This is a genomic window from Microbacterium sp. PF5, assembly GCF_004794315.1.
GTDB classification, from domain to species: Bacteria; Actinomycetota; Actinomycetes; order Actinomycetales; family Microbacteriaceae; genus Microbacterium; species Microbacterium sufflavum.
The window spans coordinates 107455-123992 of record NZ_SSDQ01000173.1 but is presented as its reverse complement, the minus strand read 5'-3'; the positions used below and the strand labels follow the sequence as shown (position 1 = coordinate 123992).

Annotated in this window: 13 protein-coding genes; 11 read left to right on the top strand and 2 right to left on the bottom strand. The window is 71.5% G+C overall.

Annotated features, from left to right (window positions below):
• From infB to DW297_RS18305, 3 genes are all read left to right on the top strand, one after another.
• On the top strand, positions 1 to 2439 hold a 2439-nt coding region (infB, locus tag DW297_RS18315), incomplete at its 5' end, for a translation initiation factor IF-2 (protein WP_136035109.1).
• Positions 2440 to 2508: 69 nt separating this feature from the next.
• Entirely contained in the window at positions 2509 to 2934 is a 426-nt protein-coding gene (gene rbfA / locus DW297_RS18310; RefSeq protein ID WP_136035107.1) for a 30S ribosome-binding factor RbfA, read from the top strand.
• 105 nt (positions 2935 to 3039) lie between these two features.
• Positions 3040 to 5175, top strand: a complete 2136-nt coding sequence (locus DW297_RS18305; RefSeq protein WP_136035104.1) for a helix-turn-helix domain-containing protein — start codon at positions 3040 to 3042, stop codon at positions 5173 to 5175.
• Between the two features lie 7 nt (positions 5176 to 5182).
• On the opposite strand, the gene DW297_RS18300 is transcribed toward DW297_RS18305, so the two are convergent.
• Complete coding sequence (locus DW297_RS18300; protein WP_136035118.1) at positions 5183 to 6049, bottom strand: A/G-specific adenine glycosylase; 867 nt, start codon at positions 6047 to 6049, stop codon at positions 5183 to 5185.
• A gap of 142 nt (positions 6050 to 6191) precedes the next feature.
• Between DW297_RS18300 and truB the strand changes: the two genes are divergently transcribed.
• From truB to DW297_RS18270, 6 genes are all read left to right on the top strand, one after another.
• Entirely contained in the window at positions 6192 to 7085 is an 894-nt protein-coding gene (gene truB / locus DW297_RS18295) for a tRNA pseudouridine(55) synthase TruB (RefSeq protein ID WP_136035102.1), read from the top strand.
• A complete protein-coding gene (locus DW297_RS18290) occupies positions 7082 to 7450 on the top strand; it encodes a hypothetical protein (protein ID WP_136035100.1) in 369 nt (122 codons plus the stop codon). The genes truB and DW297_RS18290 overlap by 4 nt, the downstream gene beginning before the upstream one ends.
• Before the next feature lie 56 nt (positions 7451 to 7506).
• Positions 7507 to 7944 carry a hypothetical protein gene (locus DW297_RS18285; protein ID WP_205812769.1) on the top strand — a complete coding sequence of 146 codons (438 nt, stop codon included), beginning with the start codon at positions 7507 to 7509 and terminating at the stop codon, positions 7942 to 7944.
• A complete protein-coding gene (locus DW297_RS18280) occupies positions 7941 to 8891 on the top strand; it encodes a bifunctional riboflavin kinase/FAD synthetase (RefSeq protein WP_136035096.1) in 951 nt (316 codons plus the stop codon). The genes DW297_RS18285 and DW297_RS18280 overlap by 4 nt, the downstream gene beginning before the upstream one ends.
• A gap of 209 nt (positions 8892 to 9100) precedes the next feature.
• Positions 9101 to 11245: a DEAD/DEAH box helicase gene (locus tag DW297_RS18275; RefSeq protein ID WP_136035094.1), complete on the top strand. Its 2145-nt coding sequence runs from the start codon at positions 9101 to 9103 to the stop codon at positions 11243 to 11245.
• Positions 11246 to 11454: 209 nt separating this feature from the next.
• Positions 11455 to 12483: a 6-phosphofructokinase gene (locus DW297_RS18270; RefSeq protein ID WP_136035092.1), complete on the top strand. Its 1029-nt coding sequence runs from the start codon at positions 11455 to 11457 to the stop codon at positions 12481 to 12483.
• Positions 12484 to 12494: 11 nt separating this feature from the next.
• Here DW297_RS18270 and DW297_RS18265 read toward each other — a convergent pair whose 3' ends face one another.
• The gene (locus DW297_RS18265; RefSeq protein WP_136035090.1) at positions 12495 to 14594 is read right to left on the bottom strand and encodes a S9 family peptidase; all 2100 of its coding nucleotides are present in this window, start codon (positions 14592 to 14594) and stop codon (positions 12495 to 12497) included.
• 152 nt (positions 14595 to 14746) lie between these two features.
• Here DW297_RS18265 and DW297_RS18260 point away from each other — a divergent pair, with 152 nt between their 5' ends.
• Positions 14747 to 16147, top strand: a complete 1401-nt coding sequence (locus DW297_RS18260; protein ID WP_136035088.1) for an inorganic phosphate transporter — start codon at positions 14747 to 14749, stop codon at positions 16145 to 16147.
• Complete coding sequence (locus DW297_RS18255) at positions 16144 to 16479, top strand: peptidase (RefSeq protein ID WP_136035086.1); 336 nt, start codon at positions 16144 to 16146, stop codon at positions 16477 to 16479. The genes DW297_RS18260 and DW297_RS18255 overlap by 4 nt, the downstream gene beginning before the upstream one ends.
• The last annotated feature ends 59 nt before the right edge of the window (positions 16480 to 16538 follow it).

Below are 16538 nucleotides of genomic sequence, written 5' to 3'. Positions count from 1 at the left end.
TCCGCCGCACAGGCTCCGGCGGAGAAGGCTCCGGCTCCCGCGGCTCCGGCCAAGCCGTCCGCTCCGGCGCCGGCCGCCCCGTCGTCGGGTGACGGCAACGCCCCGAAGCCCGGTGCGCCGCGCCCCGGCAACAACCCCTTCTCGTCGGCGCAGGGCATGGGGCAGCGCCCCGCCGGTCCCCGTCCCGGCAACAACCCCTTCGCCTCGGCGCAGGGCATGGGACAGCGGCCGACCCCCGGCAACATCCCGCGTCCGCAGGCGCCGCGTCCCGGTGCTCCTCGTCCCGGAGCGCCCCGTCCGGGTTCGCCCCGTCCGGGTGCGCCTCGTGGCGGCCAGGGCGGTCGTCCCGGTGCTCCGTTCCAGCAGCGCACGGGCGGTCCCGGTCGTCCGGGTGGCGCCGGTGGCGGTCCCGGTGCGGGCCCCCGTCCCGGTGGTGGCTTCGCCGGTCGTCCCGGTGGCGGCGGCGGTCGCGGTCGCGGCCCCGGTGGCGGCACGGCCGGTGCCTTCGGTAAGGGCGGCGGCAAGAGCAAGCAGCGCAAGTCGCGGCGGGCGAAGCGGCAAGAGTTCGAAATGCGGAGCGCCCCGGTCGTCGGCGGCGTCAACGTCACGCGCGGCAACGGCGAGACGATCCGCATGCGCCGCGGTGCGTCCATCGCGGACTTCGCCGACAAGATCGAGGCACTGACCGGCTACACCGTGCAGCCGGGCACGCTCGTGACGATCCTCTTCAACCTCGGCGAGATGGCCACGGCCACCGAGTCGCTGGATGAGGCCACGTTCGAGGTCCTGGGTGAGGAGCTGGGCTACAAGGTCCAGATGGTCTCGCCCGAGGACGAGGACAAGGAGCTCCTCGAGGGCTTCGGTCTCGACCTCGAGAAGGAGCTGGCGGAGGAGAGCGAGGACGACCTCGAGATCCGTCCCCCGGTCGTCACCGTCATGGGTCACGTCGACCACGGTAAGACGCGCCTTCTCGACGCGATCCGTCAGACGAACGTCATCGAGGGCGAGGCCGGCGGCATCACCCAGCACATCGGTGCGTACCAGGTCTGGACCGAGCACGAGGGCATCGAGCGGGCCATCACCTTCATCGACACCCCGGGTCACGAGGCGTTCACCGCCATGCGTGCCCGTGGTGCCCAGGTGACCGACCTCGCGATCCTCGTGGTCGCGGCCGACGACGGCATCATGCCGCAGACGGTGGAGGCCCTGAACCACGCCCAGGCGGCGAACGTGCCGATCGTGGTCGCGGTCAACAAGGTCGACAAGCCCGAGGCCAACCCGGCCAAGGTGCGTCAGCAGCTGACCGAATACGGTCTGGTGGCCGAGGAGTACGGCGGCGACGTGATGTTCGTCGACGTGTCGGCTCGCGCGAACACCGGCATCCAGGACCTCCTGGACGCCGTGCTGCTCACCGCGGACGCCGGTCTCGACCTCACCGCCAACCCGAACAAGGCCGCTCGCGGTGTCGCCATCGAGGCGAAGCTCGACAAGGGCCGCGGTTCGGTCGCGACGGTGCTGATCCAGTCCGGAACCCTGCGGGTCGGTGACGCGATCGTGGCGGGTACCGCCTACGGCCGCGTGCGCGCGATGATCGACGAGAACGGCGAGACCGTCGAGGCGGCCGCGCCGTCTCGCCCGGTCCAGGTGCAGGGACTCAACTCCGTGCCCCGCGCCGGCGACGTCTTCATCGTCACCGAGGAAGACCGCATGGCCCGTCAGATCGCCGAGAAGCGTGAAGCGGTCGAGCGCAACGCCCAGCTGGCCAAGGCCCGCAAGCGCATCTCGCTCGAGGACTTCACCCGTGCTCTGGAAGAGGGCAAGGTCGAGTCGCTCAACCTCATCATCAAGGGTGACGTCTCCGGTGCCGTCGAGGCGCTGGAGGAGTCGCTCCTCAAGATCGAGGTCGACGACTCGGTGCAGCTGCGCATCATCCATCGCGGTGTCGGTGCGATCACCGAGTCCGACGTGAACCTGGCGACGATCGACAACGCGATCATCGTGGGCTTCAACGTCCGCCCCGACACGAAGGCGCGCGAGCGCGCCTCCCGTGAGGGCGTGGACATCCGCTTCTACTCCGTCATCTACAATGCGATCGACGAGATCGAGAGCTCGCTCAAGGGCATGCTCAAGCCGGAGTACGAAGAGGTCCAGTCGGGTGTCGCCGAGATCCGCGAGGTGTTCCGCTCCTCGAAGTTCGGCAACATCGCCGGTGTCATCGTGCGGTCGGGAACGATCACGCGCAACGCGAAGGCCCGTGTCATCCGCGACGGCGTCGTCATCGCCGATGGCCTGGCCATCGAGTCGCTGCGCCGGTTCAAGGACGACGTCACCGAGGTGCGCACCGACTACGAAGCCGGTATCGGCCTCGGCAAGTACAACGACATCCAGATCGGCGACGAGATCGAGACCACCGAGATGGTCGAGAAGCCTCGCGGCTGATCGGGTTCGATACCTTCGGGCGGGGATGCTGACGCGTCCCCGCCCGAAGGCCTCTGAAGGGAAAGAGCTATGGCAGGCGAACGACAGGCACGACTCGCGGACCGCATCCGTGTGATCCTCGCCGAGCGTCTCGAGAAGGGTCTGCGCGACCCGCGCCTCGGGTTCGTGACCATCACCGATGTCCGCGTGAGCGGAGACCTGCAGCACGCCTCGGTGTTCTACACGGTCCTCGGCTCGGAGGAGGAGCGCATCGCGAGCGGTGCCGCCCTGACCTCGGCGACGGGCATGCTGCGCAGCGAGGTCGGCCGACAGCTGAGCACGCGTCTCGTGCCGACGCTCGAGTTCATCCCGGACGCGCTCCCGGAGAACGCCGATCACATCACGGCGCTGCTGCGTGAGGCGCAGGAGCGGGACGCCGAGGTCGCGAAGCTCGCCTCCTCTGCCTCCCCGGCCGGCGACGCCGACCCGTACCGCTCGGTCGACGACGAGGACTGATCCGTTTGATACCCTCGGGTCCGCGGGGATGACATCCGATGGACCTGGGGGATCGGCATTCCAGCGACGGTATCGAGCGACGGCGGTGTCGTCGCGCCCGCGATCGTGGAGCTGCTGCTCCGCGATCTTCTCGCGCGCGAACTGGTCTGCGCGCCGCACGTGGTGGCGCGACTGGCCGCGCGTCTCGCCGCCGATCCGCCGAGCGTCGTCGAGGTCGCGGAGCGGCTGACGCCGGACCAGCGGCTGGGACGGCGCGCGCTGCCCTCACCCCTGCCCCTGACGCCCGCGGTCGAGCGTGCCTTCGCGGAGCTCGAGCTCTCGGAGCGTGACCGCACGCTGCTGCTCGCGCAGACACTGCGCAGCGGCGACGACCTCGGCACCCTGGTCGCGTTCGACGGCCGGTCGGCGCGGGAGCTGGCGGCCTCCCCGGTCGGCGCACTGCTCGTGATCCATGCGGGCCGGGTGCGACTGTCCGACCCGCGTCACTCGGTGTGGATTCAGGCGCTGTCGACCTCGGCGCGGACGGCGGAGGTGCATTCCCGGCTGGCGGGACTGCACGCGGCCCTCGGCGATGAGGACGCAGCGGCGTGGCATCGGGCGCGCGCGTCGTTGACCGGCGACCCTGCGGCCGCACGGACGCTGGTCGGTGCGGCGCGGAGACTGCTCGGCGCCGGACGGGAGGAGCGCGCGCTGGCTCTCGCCCGGGAGGCCGCGGCGCACGTGTCGGGCCACCGGCGGGACGGGGCGATGCTGCTCGCCGGACTCGCGGCCGTCGGCGCGGGGCTCGCCGGGGATGCCGTGCACGATCTCGGCAGCCTGTATCCCCGCGCGTCGGCGCGGCTCCGGGGACGGGCGCTCGGGGGACTGCTGGTGGCGCAGACGTTCGTGCTGGGCGCGGTGCCGGATGTCGATCCCGCGCTGTTCCGACCGCGGAGCGCGAAGGGTCGGGCGGCGTGGCGCGACTGGACGAGAGCGGCCGGGCTCGCGGCGCTGCTGTGCGCGGAACGAGGAGACCGGGCCCCGATGCGCCTGTGGCTCGACGCGGTGCGCGAGGGAGCCGCGGTCGTCGGGGCCGAGACCGAGCTGCGGGAGCCCGTCGTCGCCCTGTGCTGGCTTCTTGCGGGGGACAGCGAGGTCGGCGTCGGAGAGGGTGAGGGGCCGCTGTGCGGAACCCTGCTCCGGGCGCTCCGACTCGCGGCTCGCGGTGACATCGAGCAGGGGCTGCGCCTGCTGCGCGACGACTCGCCCCTGGCCGATCTCGCACCGGACCATCTGGTGCCGGGGCTCGAGCGCAGTCCGCTCGTGCGCGCCTATCGGGCGGTGGCCGAGACGCTGCTGCTGGTGTGGCGTGGTGACATCGGCGCGGCGCGGGAGCGGCTGCTCCGCGCCGCGGTCGAGCTCCCGGTCGCGCTTCCGTTCGCGGGACTGGGGGTCGTCCTCGCGCGGCGGCTCGATCTCGCCGTGCGGGGGGAGATCGGACCGGTCGCCCACGCCCTCACGGCCGTGCTTCCGGTGGGGGGAGGCGTCGACGGGTTGGTCGACCGCGGGATCGAGGCCTTCCTGGCGGGCGCGGTGGACGCGGCGGGGGCGGCGGTGGAGCTCTGGCGCGACGGCGGGGCTCCGGAGCCGGTGCTCGGTGTTCCCGGGCTCGAGGAGGTGGCTGTCGCGGCGCAGGTGCAGCGCGCGGCGTCCGGGCCCGTGACACCTCCGGACCTCGCGGCGGCACGCGACCTCCGGGTGCGCCTCCTGGCCGCGTCGACGGGGAGCTGGCCGTCGGAGCGGGACGACGTGCGGGAGACGGCGCGCACGCTGCGCTCCCCGTTCGCGCGGGCGCGCGTCGAGCTCGTGCTGGGGCTGCAGCACGCGGTCCGTGACGACCATCTCGCCGCACGGATGCACCTGCAGCGGGCGGAGCGGCTGTTCGAGGCGGCGGGTGCGGACGCGTGGGCGCGGGCGGCCAGGGACAGGATCGATCGGCTCGACACGACGGCGGCGCAGCTCGTCCCCGCGCCGGAGCGGCTCTCGGTGTGCCGCAGCGTGTGGAGGCGGCGGCTCACCGCCCGTGAGCTCGACGTCGCGATGCTGGCCGTTCGTGGCGCCGGCAACCGCGAGATCGGTCGAGAGCTGAGCGTGTCGGTGCGGACCGTGGAGGTGCACCTCGGGCGCGTGTTCGCGAAGCTGGAGGTGCGCAACCGTGTCGAGCTCACGGCTCTCGCCCACCGCACCGAGCGTCACCTCTGATCCGGGGTCACCGGGGGAGCGTGAGCCCTTCGCCGTCGGTCTCGGCGAGGCCGTCCGCGATGAGGGAGTCGATCGCCCGGTCGCGCTGTCGGGCGTCGGGCCACTCCGGGATCACCGCGGCCAGGGGGATGGCGTCGGGGGCGGCGTCGCGGAGGAGGCGCAGCACCGCGCCGCGGGCCTGACGGTCCGATCCCTCGTAGGCGGCCTGGCGGCGTCGAGCGTCGCCGGTGTCCGGTCGACCGGCCGCCAGCCAGGCGCACTGCTCGGCGATCGGGCACACCTCGCAGCGCGGTGCCCGAGCCGTGCAGATCGTGGCGCCCAGCTCCATGGTCGCCGCGTTGAAGAGCGCGGCCTCGACGTCGTCGTCCGGCAGCAGCGCGTCCATGAGGGCGAGGTCGCGCCGGGACGGCGGCGCCGGGTGTGCGCGCCCCTCGACCGCCCTGGCCAGCACGCGTCGGGTGTTGGTGTCGACGACCGGGTGCCGATCACCGTACGAGAACACCGCGACCGCTCGTGCCGTGTAGTCGCCGATGCCGGAGAGTGCCAGGAGCGCGTCGACGTCACGCGGCACGACACCTCCGTGCCGCTCGACGACCTCGATCGCGGCGCGGTGGAGCCACAGGGCACGGCGCGGGTAGCCGAGGTTGGCCCACTGCTGCACGACCTCGGCGGTCGTCGCCTCGGCCATCGCCGCGGGGGTCGGCCACCGCGTCAGCCAGGCGTCCAGATGCGGGATGACCCGGGTGGCGGGGGTCTGCTGCAGCATGAACTCGCTGACCAGCACGCCCCAGGCGCCGAAGCCGTCGTGGAACTCGCGGCGCCGCCACGGCAGGTCGCGGGCGGCCGATCGATACCATGACGTCAGGTTCGGCATCGTCGTGGGGGAAGACGGCGGAACGGGCACCCCGCCAGCCTAGGCGAGCGGGATCGGGACGACCGGGCCGAGGCACGGAGCCGTCGTACGAGGTGCGCGGCTGACGCACGGACGGCGCACCACGCGTCGGTAGGCTGGAGGGATGGTCCCCTCCGGCATCCTCCTCGTCGACAAGCCCGGCGGGCTCACCAGTCACGACGTGGTCGCCCGCACGCGGCGGGCCTTCGGCACCCGCAAGGTGGGTCACGCCGGCACGCTCGACCCGATGGCGACCGGGCTGCTGGTGATCGGCATCGAGGGTGCGACGCGGCTGCTCACCTACGTCGTGGGTGCCGACAAGACCTACCTGGCCACGATCCGGCTCGGCGCCACCACGACCACGGACGACGCCGAGGGTGACACGCTCACGGTCGCCGAGTCTGCGGCGTGGTCGACCGTCACCGACGACGCGATCGCTGCCGGCGTCGCCGCGCTGACGGGGGAGATCTCCCAGGTGCCCAGCGCGGTGTCGGCCATCAAGGTCGACGGACGTCGCGCCTACGACCGGGTGCGCGCGGGGGAGGAGGTCGTGCTCGCGGCCCGCGAGGTCTCCGTCAGCCGGTTCGACGTGCTCGCCAGCCGTCGCGGCGAGGACCACATCGACCTGGACGTGATCGTGGACTGCTCGTCCGGCACCTATATCCGCTCCCTGGCCCGCGACCTCGGTGCCGCGCTCGGGGTCGGGGGCCATCTGACGGCCCTGCGGCGGACCAGGGTCGGCCCCTTCGACGCGGCGGACGCGGTGGGCGTCGACGAGCTGGAGGGCGCGCCGACGCTGACCCCGGCGCAGGCGGCGTCCCGCATCCTCCCGGTGCTCGCGGTCTCGGCGGAGGAGGCGAGGGACCTGCGGCACGGGAAACGCCTGGTGGGCCAGGCCGATCGACTCTCCGGCGCCCTCGTCGCGGCGATCGATCAGGACGACGTGCTGGTCGGCATCGTCGAGAGACGCGGCGCCGACATCAAGAGCGCCATGAACATGCCGGAGGCCGTCCGATGATCCTGTGGTTCACGATCGTGCAGATCGCGGTGGCGGTCGCCGCCGGCGTCTTCTGCCTGGTGGCCGGTCTCGCGGGGCGCCGGCCGAGCGACTTCTCGGTCGGCGCGCTCGCACTCGTCGAGCTGCTGCTGATCGGGCAGGTCGTCGTCGCGATCGTCGCCCCGCTCGCGGGGAACCCGCCCACGGGCGATCTCCTCGAGTACTGGGTGTATCTGGTCTCCGCCGTGCTGCTGCCGATCGGCGCCGTGCTGTGGGCCCTGATGGAGCGCAGCCGCTGGAGCACGGTCGTGCTGGGCGTCGCGGCGCTCGCGATCGCGGTCATGCTGTGGCGCATGCAGGCCATCTGGACCGTCCAGGTCGCCTGACGGCGGGAGCCCCGCGGAGTCCGGCGTCCCGCCGCGGCTCTAGGATGGAATGCGCTATGAGCTCCACCGCCCCCTCCACCCGGATGACCGGAATCGGTCGTGTCCTCGTGATCGTCTACGCCGTCATGGCGCTGGCTGCCACGGGGCGCAGCTTCGTGCAGATCGTGCGCCGGTTCGATGAGGCGCCGCTCGCGTACACGCTGTCCGCCGTCGCCGCGCTCGTCTACATCCTCGCGACACTGGCGCTGATCTTCGCCCGGCGTCGCGGGTGGTACACCGTGGCGTGGGTCGCGATCGTGTTCGAGCTCACCGGCGTTCTCGTCGTCGGGGTGCTGAGCATCCTGCTTCCGGCGCTGTTCCAGCACGAGACCGTGTGGTCGCTGTTCGGCCGCGGCTACCTCTTCGTGCCGCTGGTGCTTCCCGTCTTCGGCATCTGGTGGCTGCGCACGCACCGCCCCGTCGCGGTGGAACGCCCGGTGGAGGCCGTCGCGTGATCGTGTTCCGCAGTCCGGAGGAGGTGCCGGACGGCTTCGGACCCAGCGCGGTCGCCATCGGCAAGTTCGACGGGGTGCATCGAGGGCACCGCGCCGTGATCCAGCGGCTGAAGGACACCGCGGCCGCCACGGGGAGCCGGGCGGTCGCCGTCACCTTCGACCGCAACCCGCTCGCGGTCCTGCGCCCCGACCGGTGCCCCGAGAACGTCGTCACGGTGGAGCGCAAGCTCGAGCTGCTCGGCGAGCTGGGCCTCGACGCGACCCTGATGCTCACCTTCGACGAGGAGCTCGCCGCCCGCTCGGCGGAGGACTTCGTGGTGGACATCCTGGTGGGCGCGCTGCAGGTGTCGACCGTGTTCGTCGGCGCGGACTTCCGGTTCGGGCATCGCGGGGCAGGCACACCCGAGCTGCTGCGCGAGCTGGGCCCCCGCTACGGCTTCACGGTCGAGGTGGTCGAGGACGTGTACCTCGAGGGGTCGTCGCGGCGCGTGTCGTCGAGCTGGATCCGCGAGCTGCTCGTGGACGGCGACGTCGCGGGCGCCGCGCGGGTGCTGGGGCGCTCTCCCGATGTGCGCGGCGAGGTCGTGCACGGCCTCAAGCGCGGCCGCGAGCTGGGGTTCCCCACCGCCAACCTCTCGACCATCGTCGACGCGTTCGTCCCCGCGGACGGCATCTACGCCGGCTGGCTGGTCGACCACGACACCGGCATCCGGCATCCGTCCGCGATCTCCGTCGGCACGAACCCCACGTTCGACGACGTGCTGGTCCGCCAGGTCGAGGCGCACGTGCTGGGGGAGACGGGGCTCGACCTGTACGGGCACGACGTGACGGTGGAGTTCGTGGAGCGGCTGCGCGGCATGGTGGCGTTCGAGGGCATCGAGAAGCTCATGTCGCAGATGGCGGCCGATGTGGCGCAGGCTGCGGCGATCCTCGGCGTGGAGTCCTGACCGCTGCACCGCGATTCCGGCGCGCGGTTCCGCGGGCGGTCGGCCCGATGACATAGAATGGGAGCAGGCTCCCGCCGACCCGCGCACCGCCGTGAGCGCCGGAGGGAGACGATCCACGGTCCGCACGGTCCTGGCTCACGCCACACGCGGACGACGAGAACGGCCATCGGCTCCCTGGGGGCGCCGGGCCCTTCAGGCTCAGGAGGAGCATGCCGACCACGGCAACCGCCGCCACGCGGCGCAAGAAGACGTCCCGTCGCGACGACGAGGCACCCCTCATCCCGATCCTCGCGCGCAAGGTGCGCGAGATCGAGGCGAAGTCCCAGCGCGGCAAGCTGGGCCCGACGAACCGCACGAAGTTCCAGGTCATCGCGTTCCTGGTGCGTGAGGAGCGCGCGCGGGTCAAGGCCGACACCGAGATCACCGACGCCGCACGCACCGAGCTGCTCAAGCGTCTGGACGGCGTCGCCACGATCCTCGCCAAGACGGCCGCGCGCGACACCTCGCTCATCCAGCTGCTGGAGGCCGACCAGGCCACGTCGCCCGTCGCCAAGCGCATGCGCCGCGACTGGCTGCTGGAGTCGGGCGCCGAGCTGCCGCCCGAGGAGCTCATCATCGCGGACCAGGCGCCCGTGCAGGCCCCCGTGGTGCCGGCCGCGATCGCCGAACGTCAGGTGACGCCGCCGTCCGTGGAGTCGCGACAGCTCGCCAACCCCTTCCTCGCGCCCGACCTCACGCCGCGCCCGACCAGCACGCCCCGGCGCCGCCTCGACGGCTGGGAGCTGATGGGGCCGCTGTACAAGGCGTTCGAGACCGGCGCCGGCGGTGCGGCAGCCTCGATGGAGCTTCCGCCCGCGCCCGAGTTCGACCACGTGTCGCCCAAGGGCCTCGACGTGATGGTGCACCAGTCGCGCTTCCTCGAGGCGGTGCGCGCGGGGCACCGCAGCTTCCTGCTCGCGGATGAGCCGGGTCTGGGCAAGACCGCGCAGTCGGTGCTGGCGGCATCCGTCGCAGGCGCCTACCCGCTGCTCGCCGTGGTGCCGAACGTGGTGAAGATGAACTGGGCGCGCGAGGTGGAGCGGTGGACGCCGCAGCGCCGCGCGACCGTCATCCAGGGCGACGGCGACGACATCGACGCGTTCGCCGACGTGTTCATCGTCAACTACGAGATCCTCGATCGTCACCTGTCGTGGCTCGCGACCATCGGTCTGCGGGGCATGGTCGTCGACGAGGCGCACTTCATCAAGAACCTGTCGTCGCAGCGCTCCCAGAACGTGCTGTCGCTGGCCGCGCAGGTGCGTGAGCGCACGCCGGGACACGACCCGCTGATGCTCGCGCTCACGGGTACCCCGCTGATCAACGACGTCGAGGACTTCGACGCCATCTGGCGCTTCCTCGGGTGGACGAACGGCGAGAAGCCGGGACCGGCGCTCATGGAGAAGCTCGACGCGACCGGGTTCACGCCCGCCGACAAGGCGTTCTATCCCGAAGCGCGGGACGCGGTGATCTCGATGGGTATCGTGCGCCGCAAGAAGAAGGACGTCGCGGCCGACCTCCCGGACAAGCTCGTCGCAGATCTGCCGGTGCAGCTCGACGACGAGTTCGGACGCAGCATCCGTCAGGCCGAGCGCGAGCTGGGGGAGCGGCTGGCCGCGCGCTACCGCCGCATCATCGAGGCACGGGGCGATCGCGGGCTCCTTCCCGGCGAGATCGACGACGACATCGTGCGCCTGGTCGCTCAGAACGAGCTCGAGGAGTCGAAGGCCGCGGGCACCGGAGGCGACAACGTCTTCACGATGGTGCGCCGCATCGGTCAGGCCAAGGCACCGCTCGCGGCCGACTACGCGGCGCAGCTGCAGCGGTCGGTCGGCAAGGTCGTGTTCTTCGCGAAGCACATCGACGTCATGGACCAGGCGGAGGCGCACTTCGCCGCCGCGGGCATCCGCGCGGTGTCGATCCGCGGCGATCAGACCACGACCGTGCGTCAGCAGGCGATCGACGACTTCAACGGCGACCCGGACGTGGGCATCGCGGTGTGCTCGCTGACGGCTGCCGGTGTGGGGCTCAACCTCCAGGCCGCGTCGAACGTCGTGCTCGCCGAGCTCTCGTGGACGGCGGCCGAGCAGACGCAGGCCATCGACCGCGTGCACCGCATCGGGCAGGACGAGCCGGTGACGGCGTGGCGCATCATCGCCGCGCACACGATCGACACCAAGATCGCGGAGCTCATCGACCAGAAGCAGGGCCTCGCGGCCAGGGCGCTGGACGGCGAGGCGACCGAGGAGGCGGCGAGCGAGTCGGTGCAGCTGGCGGCCCTCATGCACCTGCTGCGCGAGGCCCTCGGCGGGAGCTGAGCCTCCGCTAAGAACGCGAGTTCTTAACGCCGGATTCGCCTCGGATCGGGCTTCGATCTCAAAGTTCGCGGATTCCGCGGGTCGGACGCGTCAAGATCCTGGTTTTTCGACGCGTCCGAATGGCGGCGGAGGGCGGCGTGCCGCTAGGGTCGATCCCAGGCACCGTCGCCTTTCCCCCTCCCGACACTCGAACCTCCGAAGGCAGCAGCATGAAGATCGGCATCCTGACGAGCGGCGGCGACTGCCCCGGACTCAACGCGGTCATCCGCGGCATCGTGCTCAAGGGCACCACCACCTACGACCTGGAGTTCGTCGGCATCCGCGACGGCTGGCGCGGGGTCGTCGAGGGCGACTTCATGCCCCTCACCCGGCACGAGGTGAAGGGTCTGTCGAAGGTGGGCGGCACGATCCTCGGCACGAGCCGCACCAACCCGTACGAGGGTGAGCGCGGCGGCGCCGAGAACATCGCCAAGACGCTCTACGGTCACAAGATCGACGGCATCGTGGCGATCGGCGGCGAGGGCACCCTGGCCGCGGCCGACCGGCTCGCGAAGGACGGCATCAAGGTGCTCGGCGTCCCGAAGACGATCGACAACGACCTGCGCGCCACCGACTACTCGTTCGGTTTCGACACCGCGGTGAACATCGCGACCGACGCCATGGACCGTCTGCGGACGACCGGCGACTCTCACCAGCGGTGCATGGTCGCCGAGGTCATGGGCCGTCACGTCGGCTGGATCGCGCTGCACGCCGGCATGGCCGCCGGTGCCCACGTGATCTGCATCCCCGAGGTCCCCATGTCCATCGACGAGATCACCGAGCTGGTCACGCGGGCACACGACCGCGGCCGCGCTCCGCTGGTCGTGGTGTCGGAGGGCTTCACGCTCACGGGCATGGAGGAGGCCTACAGCGACAAGGGCCTCGACGCCTTCAACCGCCCGCGCCTCGGCGGGATCGGCGACCTGCTGGCCCCGGAGATCGAGCGGATCACCGGCATCGAGACCCGCGCCACGATCCTGGGGCACATCCAGCGCGGCGGCTCGCCCTCGGCGTTCGACCGCGTGCTGGCCACGCGCCTGGGCCTGCACGCCGCCGACGCGATCGTCGACGGCGCCTGGGGCCAGATGGTGGCGATGCAGGGCACCGACATCGTGCGCGTGCCCTTCGCGGATGCGCTGGGCGAGCTGAACACGGTGCCGCGCTACCGCTACGACGAGGCCGCCGCGCTGTTCGGCTGACCCGCCGCGGCTCAGGCGTCGGCGAGGCCGAGCGTGTCGAGCAGCCAGGCGAGCTCGAACGCGCGCTCACGCCAGGAGTTGTAGCGCCCGCTCACGCCCCCGTGCCCGGCGACCATCTCGCACTTGAGGAGCACGTCGGTCGCCCCGGCCTCGCGGAGCCGGGCCACCCACTTGGCCGGCTCGACGTACAGCACTCGCGTGTCGTTGAGTGATGTCACGGCGAGGATCCGCGGGTAGTGCACACCCTCGCGCACGTTCTCGTACGGCGTGTACGACTTCATGTAGGCGTACACCTCTGCGTCGTGCAGCGGGTCGCCCCACTCGTCCCACTCGATCACGGTGAGGGGAAGCGACGGGTCGAGGATCGTGGTCAGGGCGTCGACGAACGGCACCCCGGCGAGCACTCCGGCGAACAGCTCGGGGGCCAGGTTCGCGACCGCGCCCATCAGCAGGCCGCCCGCACTGCCGCCCTCGGCGACCAGCTGCGCGGGCGTCGTCGTGCCCTCCGCGACCAGGTGCCGTGCGCACGCGACGAAGTCCGTGAAGGTGTTGCGCTTGTGCAGCAGCTTCCCCTCCTCGTACCACTGCCGTCCCATCTCGCCGCCGCCGCGCACGTGGGCGACCGCGAAGACCACGCCGCGGTCGAGCTCCGACAGCCGCGCCACGGAGAACCCCGGGTCGATCGAGTGCTCGTACGAGCCGTAGCCGTACAGGTGCACGGGGCGCGCCTCGGCACCAGGCTCCCCGAACGACCGCTTCCAGACGAGCGAGATCGGCACGCGGGTGCCGTCTTCCGCGGTCGCCCACTCGCGGCGCTGGCCGTAGGCGGAGGGCTCATAGCCGCCCAGGACGGCCACCTGCTTGCGCAGCACGAGCTCGCGCGTGGCGAGTTCGAGCTCGTACACAGTGCCTGGCGTCACGAAGGAGGTGTAGCCGAGCCGGAGGAAGGGGGCGTGCCACTCGGGGTTGCCGCTCACGCCGGCGGAGTAGAGCGGCTCGTCGAAGCGGAGCTCCTCGACCGCATCGGTCGCGTAGTCGAGCAGGCCGACCCGTTCGAGCCCCTCGCTGCGGTACTCCACGGTGGCGAAGTCCCGGAACGCATCGACCCCGAGGAGTCGCCGTCCCGGCTCGTGGGGGAGGATCACGCGTCGCTCGCCCTGCGGGTCCGCGACGGTCACCGACACGAGCTCGAAGTCCAGGGCGCCGTCGTTGTGCAGGATCAGCAGTCGGTCCTCGCCGTCGACCACGGCGTGCTCCAGCGAGTACTCCACACCCTCGCGACGCGGCCACACCAGCTGCGGCTCCGCGGTGATGTCGCCGGACAGGTCGACCAGGCGCTCCTCGCTCGTGATGCTCGACCCGACCGCGATCACGAGGTACCGGCGGCTGCGGGTGATCCCGGCGCCGAGCCAGAACTTCTCGTCGGGTTCGTGGAACAGCCGCACGTCGTCTGCGACGGGGGTGCCGAGGCGGTGCAGCCACAGGGTGTCCGGGCGCCAGGCCTCGTCGCGCGTGGTGTAGAGCACCCCCGTGCCGTCGGGGGTGAAGAAGGCGCTGCCGGTGTTCGGGATCTCGTCGTCGAGCGTGGTGCCCGTCGCGAGATCGCGTACGCGCACGGTGTAGAGCTCGTCGCCCTCGAAGTCGGTGGACCACAGGAGCTTCGTCGCGTCATCCGTGGTGTCGAAGGCTCCGAGCGAGAAGAACTCGTGGCCCTCCGCCTCGGCGTTGCCGTCCAGCAGCACGACCTCGCCGGGCACCGGGACGCCGGGCTCCAGGCGCGGGGGAGTCCAGTCGTCGGGTTCCGCGGCCGCGCGGCAGTGGATCGCGTACTGCGCGCCCTCCTCGGTGCGGCTGTAGTACCACCAGTCGCCGCGGCGGGTCGGCACCGACAGATCCGTCTCCTGCACGCGGCCCTTGATCTCCTGGAACAGGGTCTCGCGCAGTCCGGCCAGGTGGGCGGTCTCGGCCTCGGTGTGGGCGTTCTCGGCCTCGAGATGAGCGATGACCTCGGGGGAGTCCTTCTCGCGCAGCCATTCGTAGGGGTCTTCCACGGTGTCCCCGTGGTGCGTGCGGAACGTCGGACGGCGGGCGGCGATCGGGGCGTCAGTCACCGCTCCACGCTATCCCAGGTCGAGTTGACCGGCACGGGGGACGGTGGGAGGATTTACCGGGGCCGGTAAACGGAAGTCAAACCCACGGTGAACTCTTCGTTCGTCACGTCGATCCCGTCGACATTCCCTTTCCTCAAGACCGAAAGCGAACGGTGGAAACCGCAGCCCTCATTGTTGTGCTCGTCATCGCGCTGGCACTCTTCTTCGACTTCACGAACGGCTTTCACGACACCGCCAACGCGATGGCCACCCCCATCGCGACCGGTGCCCTGAAGCCCAAGACCGCGGTGCTGCTGGCCGCCGTGCTCAACCTCGTCGGTGCCTTCCTGTCCACGGAGGTGTCGAAGACCATCTCGGGCGGCATCATCCGCGAGGATGCGATCCTCGAGGCGGGGGCGCAACTGTTCCTGTCGCTCATCTTCGCCGGCCTCATCGGTGCGATCACGTGGAACATGCTCACCTGGCTGCTCGGCCTGCCGTCGAGCTCCTCGCACGCGCTGTTCGGCGGCCTCATCGGCGCCACGCTCGTCGGCGCGGGCCTCGGCGGCATCGACTTCGGCGCAGTGCTGTCGAAGATCGTGCTCCCCGCGCTGATCGCCCCCATCACGGCGGGCATCATCGCGTTCGCAGCCACCAAGATCGCGTACTCGGTCACGCGCCGCTACGACGGCAAGCCGGACGGACGCGACGGCTTCCGCTGGGGTCAGATCTTCACGTCCTCGCTGGTCGCGCTGGCGCACGGCACGAACGACGCGCAGAAGACCATGGGTGTCATCACCCTGGCCATGATCACGATCGGCTGGCAGTCGGGAGCCCACCACGAGCCCGAGCTGTGGGTGATCGTCGCGTGCGCCTTCACGATCGCGCTCGGCACGTACCTCGGCGGGTGGCGCATCATCCGCACGCTCGGCAAGGGGCTGACCGATGTCAAGCCGGCGCAGGGCTTCTCCGCCGAGAGCTCGACCGCGGCCACGATCCTCGCGTCCAGCGCGCTGGGCTTCGCGCTCTCCACGACCCAGGTGGCGTCCGGCTCGGTCATCGGCTCGGGGCTGGGTCGCCGCGGCTCGACCGTGCGGTGGCGGACGGCCGGACGCATCGGCGTCGGCTGGCTGCTGACGCTGCCGGCCGCCGGCGGTGTCGGCGCCCTCGCGGCCCTGCTGGTCGTGTGGCTCGGCCCATGGGGCGTCGCGATCGATGCGGTCCTTGCGCTCGCGATCATCCTGGGCCTGTTCCTGCGGTCGCGGCGCAACGCGGTCACGCACGCGAACGCGATGAGCGATGTGGCGGAGTCGGGTCTCGCGATCGAGCTGCCGGACACGCCCCCGCCCACGCGCCGTCAGCAGCGCATCGAGCGCGCGAAGGCCGAGGCCAAGGCGCGTGCCGAGGCCAAGGACCGCGCGAAGGCCGAGGCGAAGAACAAGGCCAAGAAGAAGGCGGAGGCCAAGGCCGGTGCCAAGGCGGCGAAGACCGGCGCTGCACCCGTCGCCCCGGCCCCGGCACCGGAGTCGGCCGCCGACGAGGCCACGATCACGCGGAACGGGGACTCGGCATGAGCGTCACGATCGACTGGCTCGCGTTCTTCCAGGTGTTCGCCGCCGCCCTCATCGGCGCCGCGGCCATCGTCACCTTCTACGCGCTGGGACTGCGGCTCCTGGTCCGCAGCGGCCGGGCCCCCGTCGTGAGCCCCGCCGAGTTCACCGACGCGATCACCGTGATCTCCGAGAAGGAACTCAAGCGCGCGGCAAAGCAGGCGGCCAAGGCGGCGAAGAAGAGCCCGCTCACCGAGGGACAGAAGACTCTCGCGCTCGTGGGTGCCTACGTGTGCTTCGTGCTGTGCGGTGCGGCGGTCATCGGCGGCATCCTCCTCCTCGTCCTCGGACACTGAGACACCGCGGCCCTGGCGCGTCCGGACCTGGCGTCGGGGCGTGACCCTAGGCTGAGGTC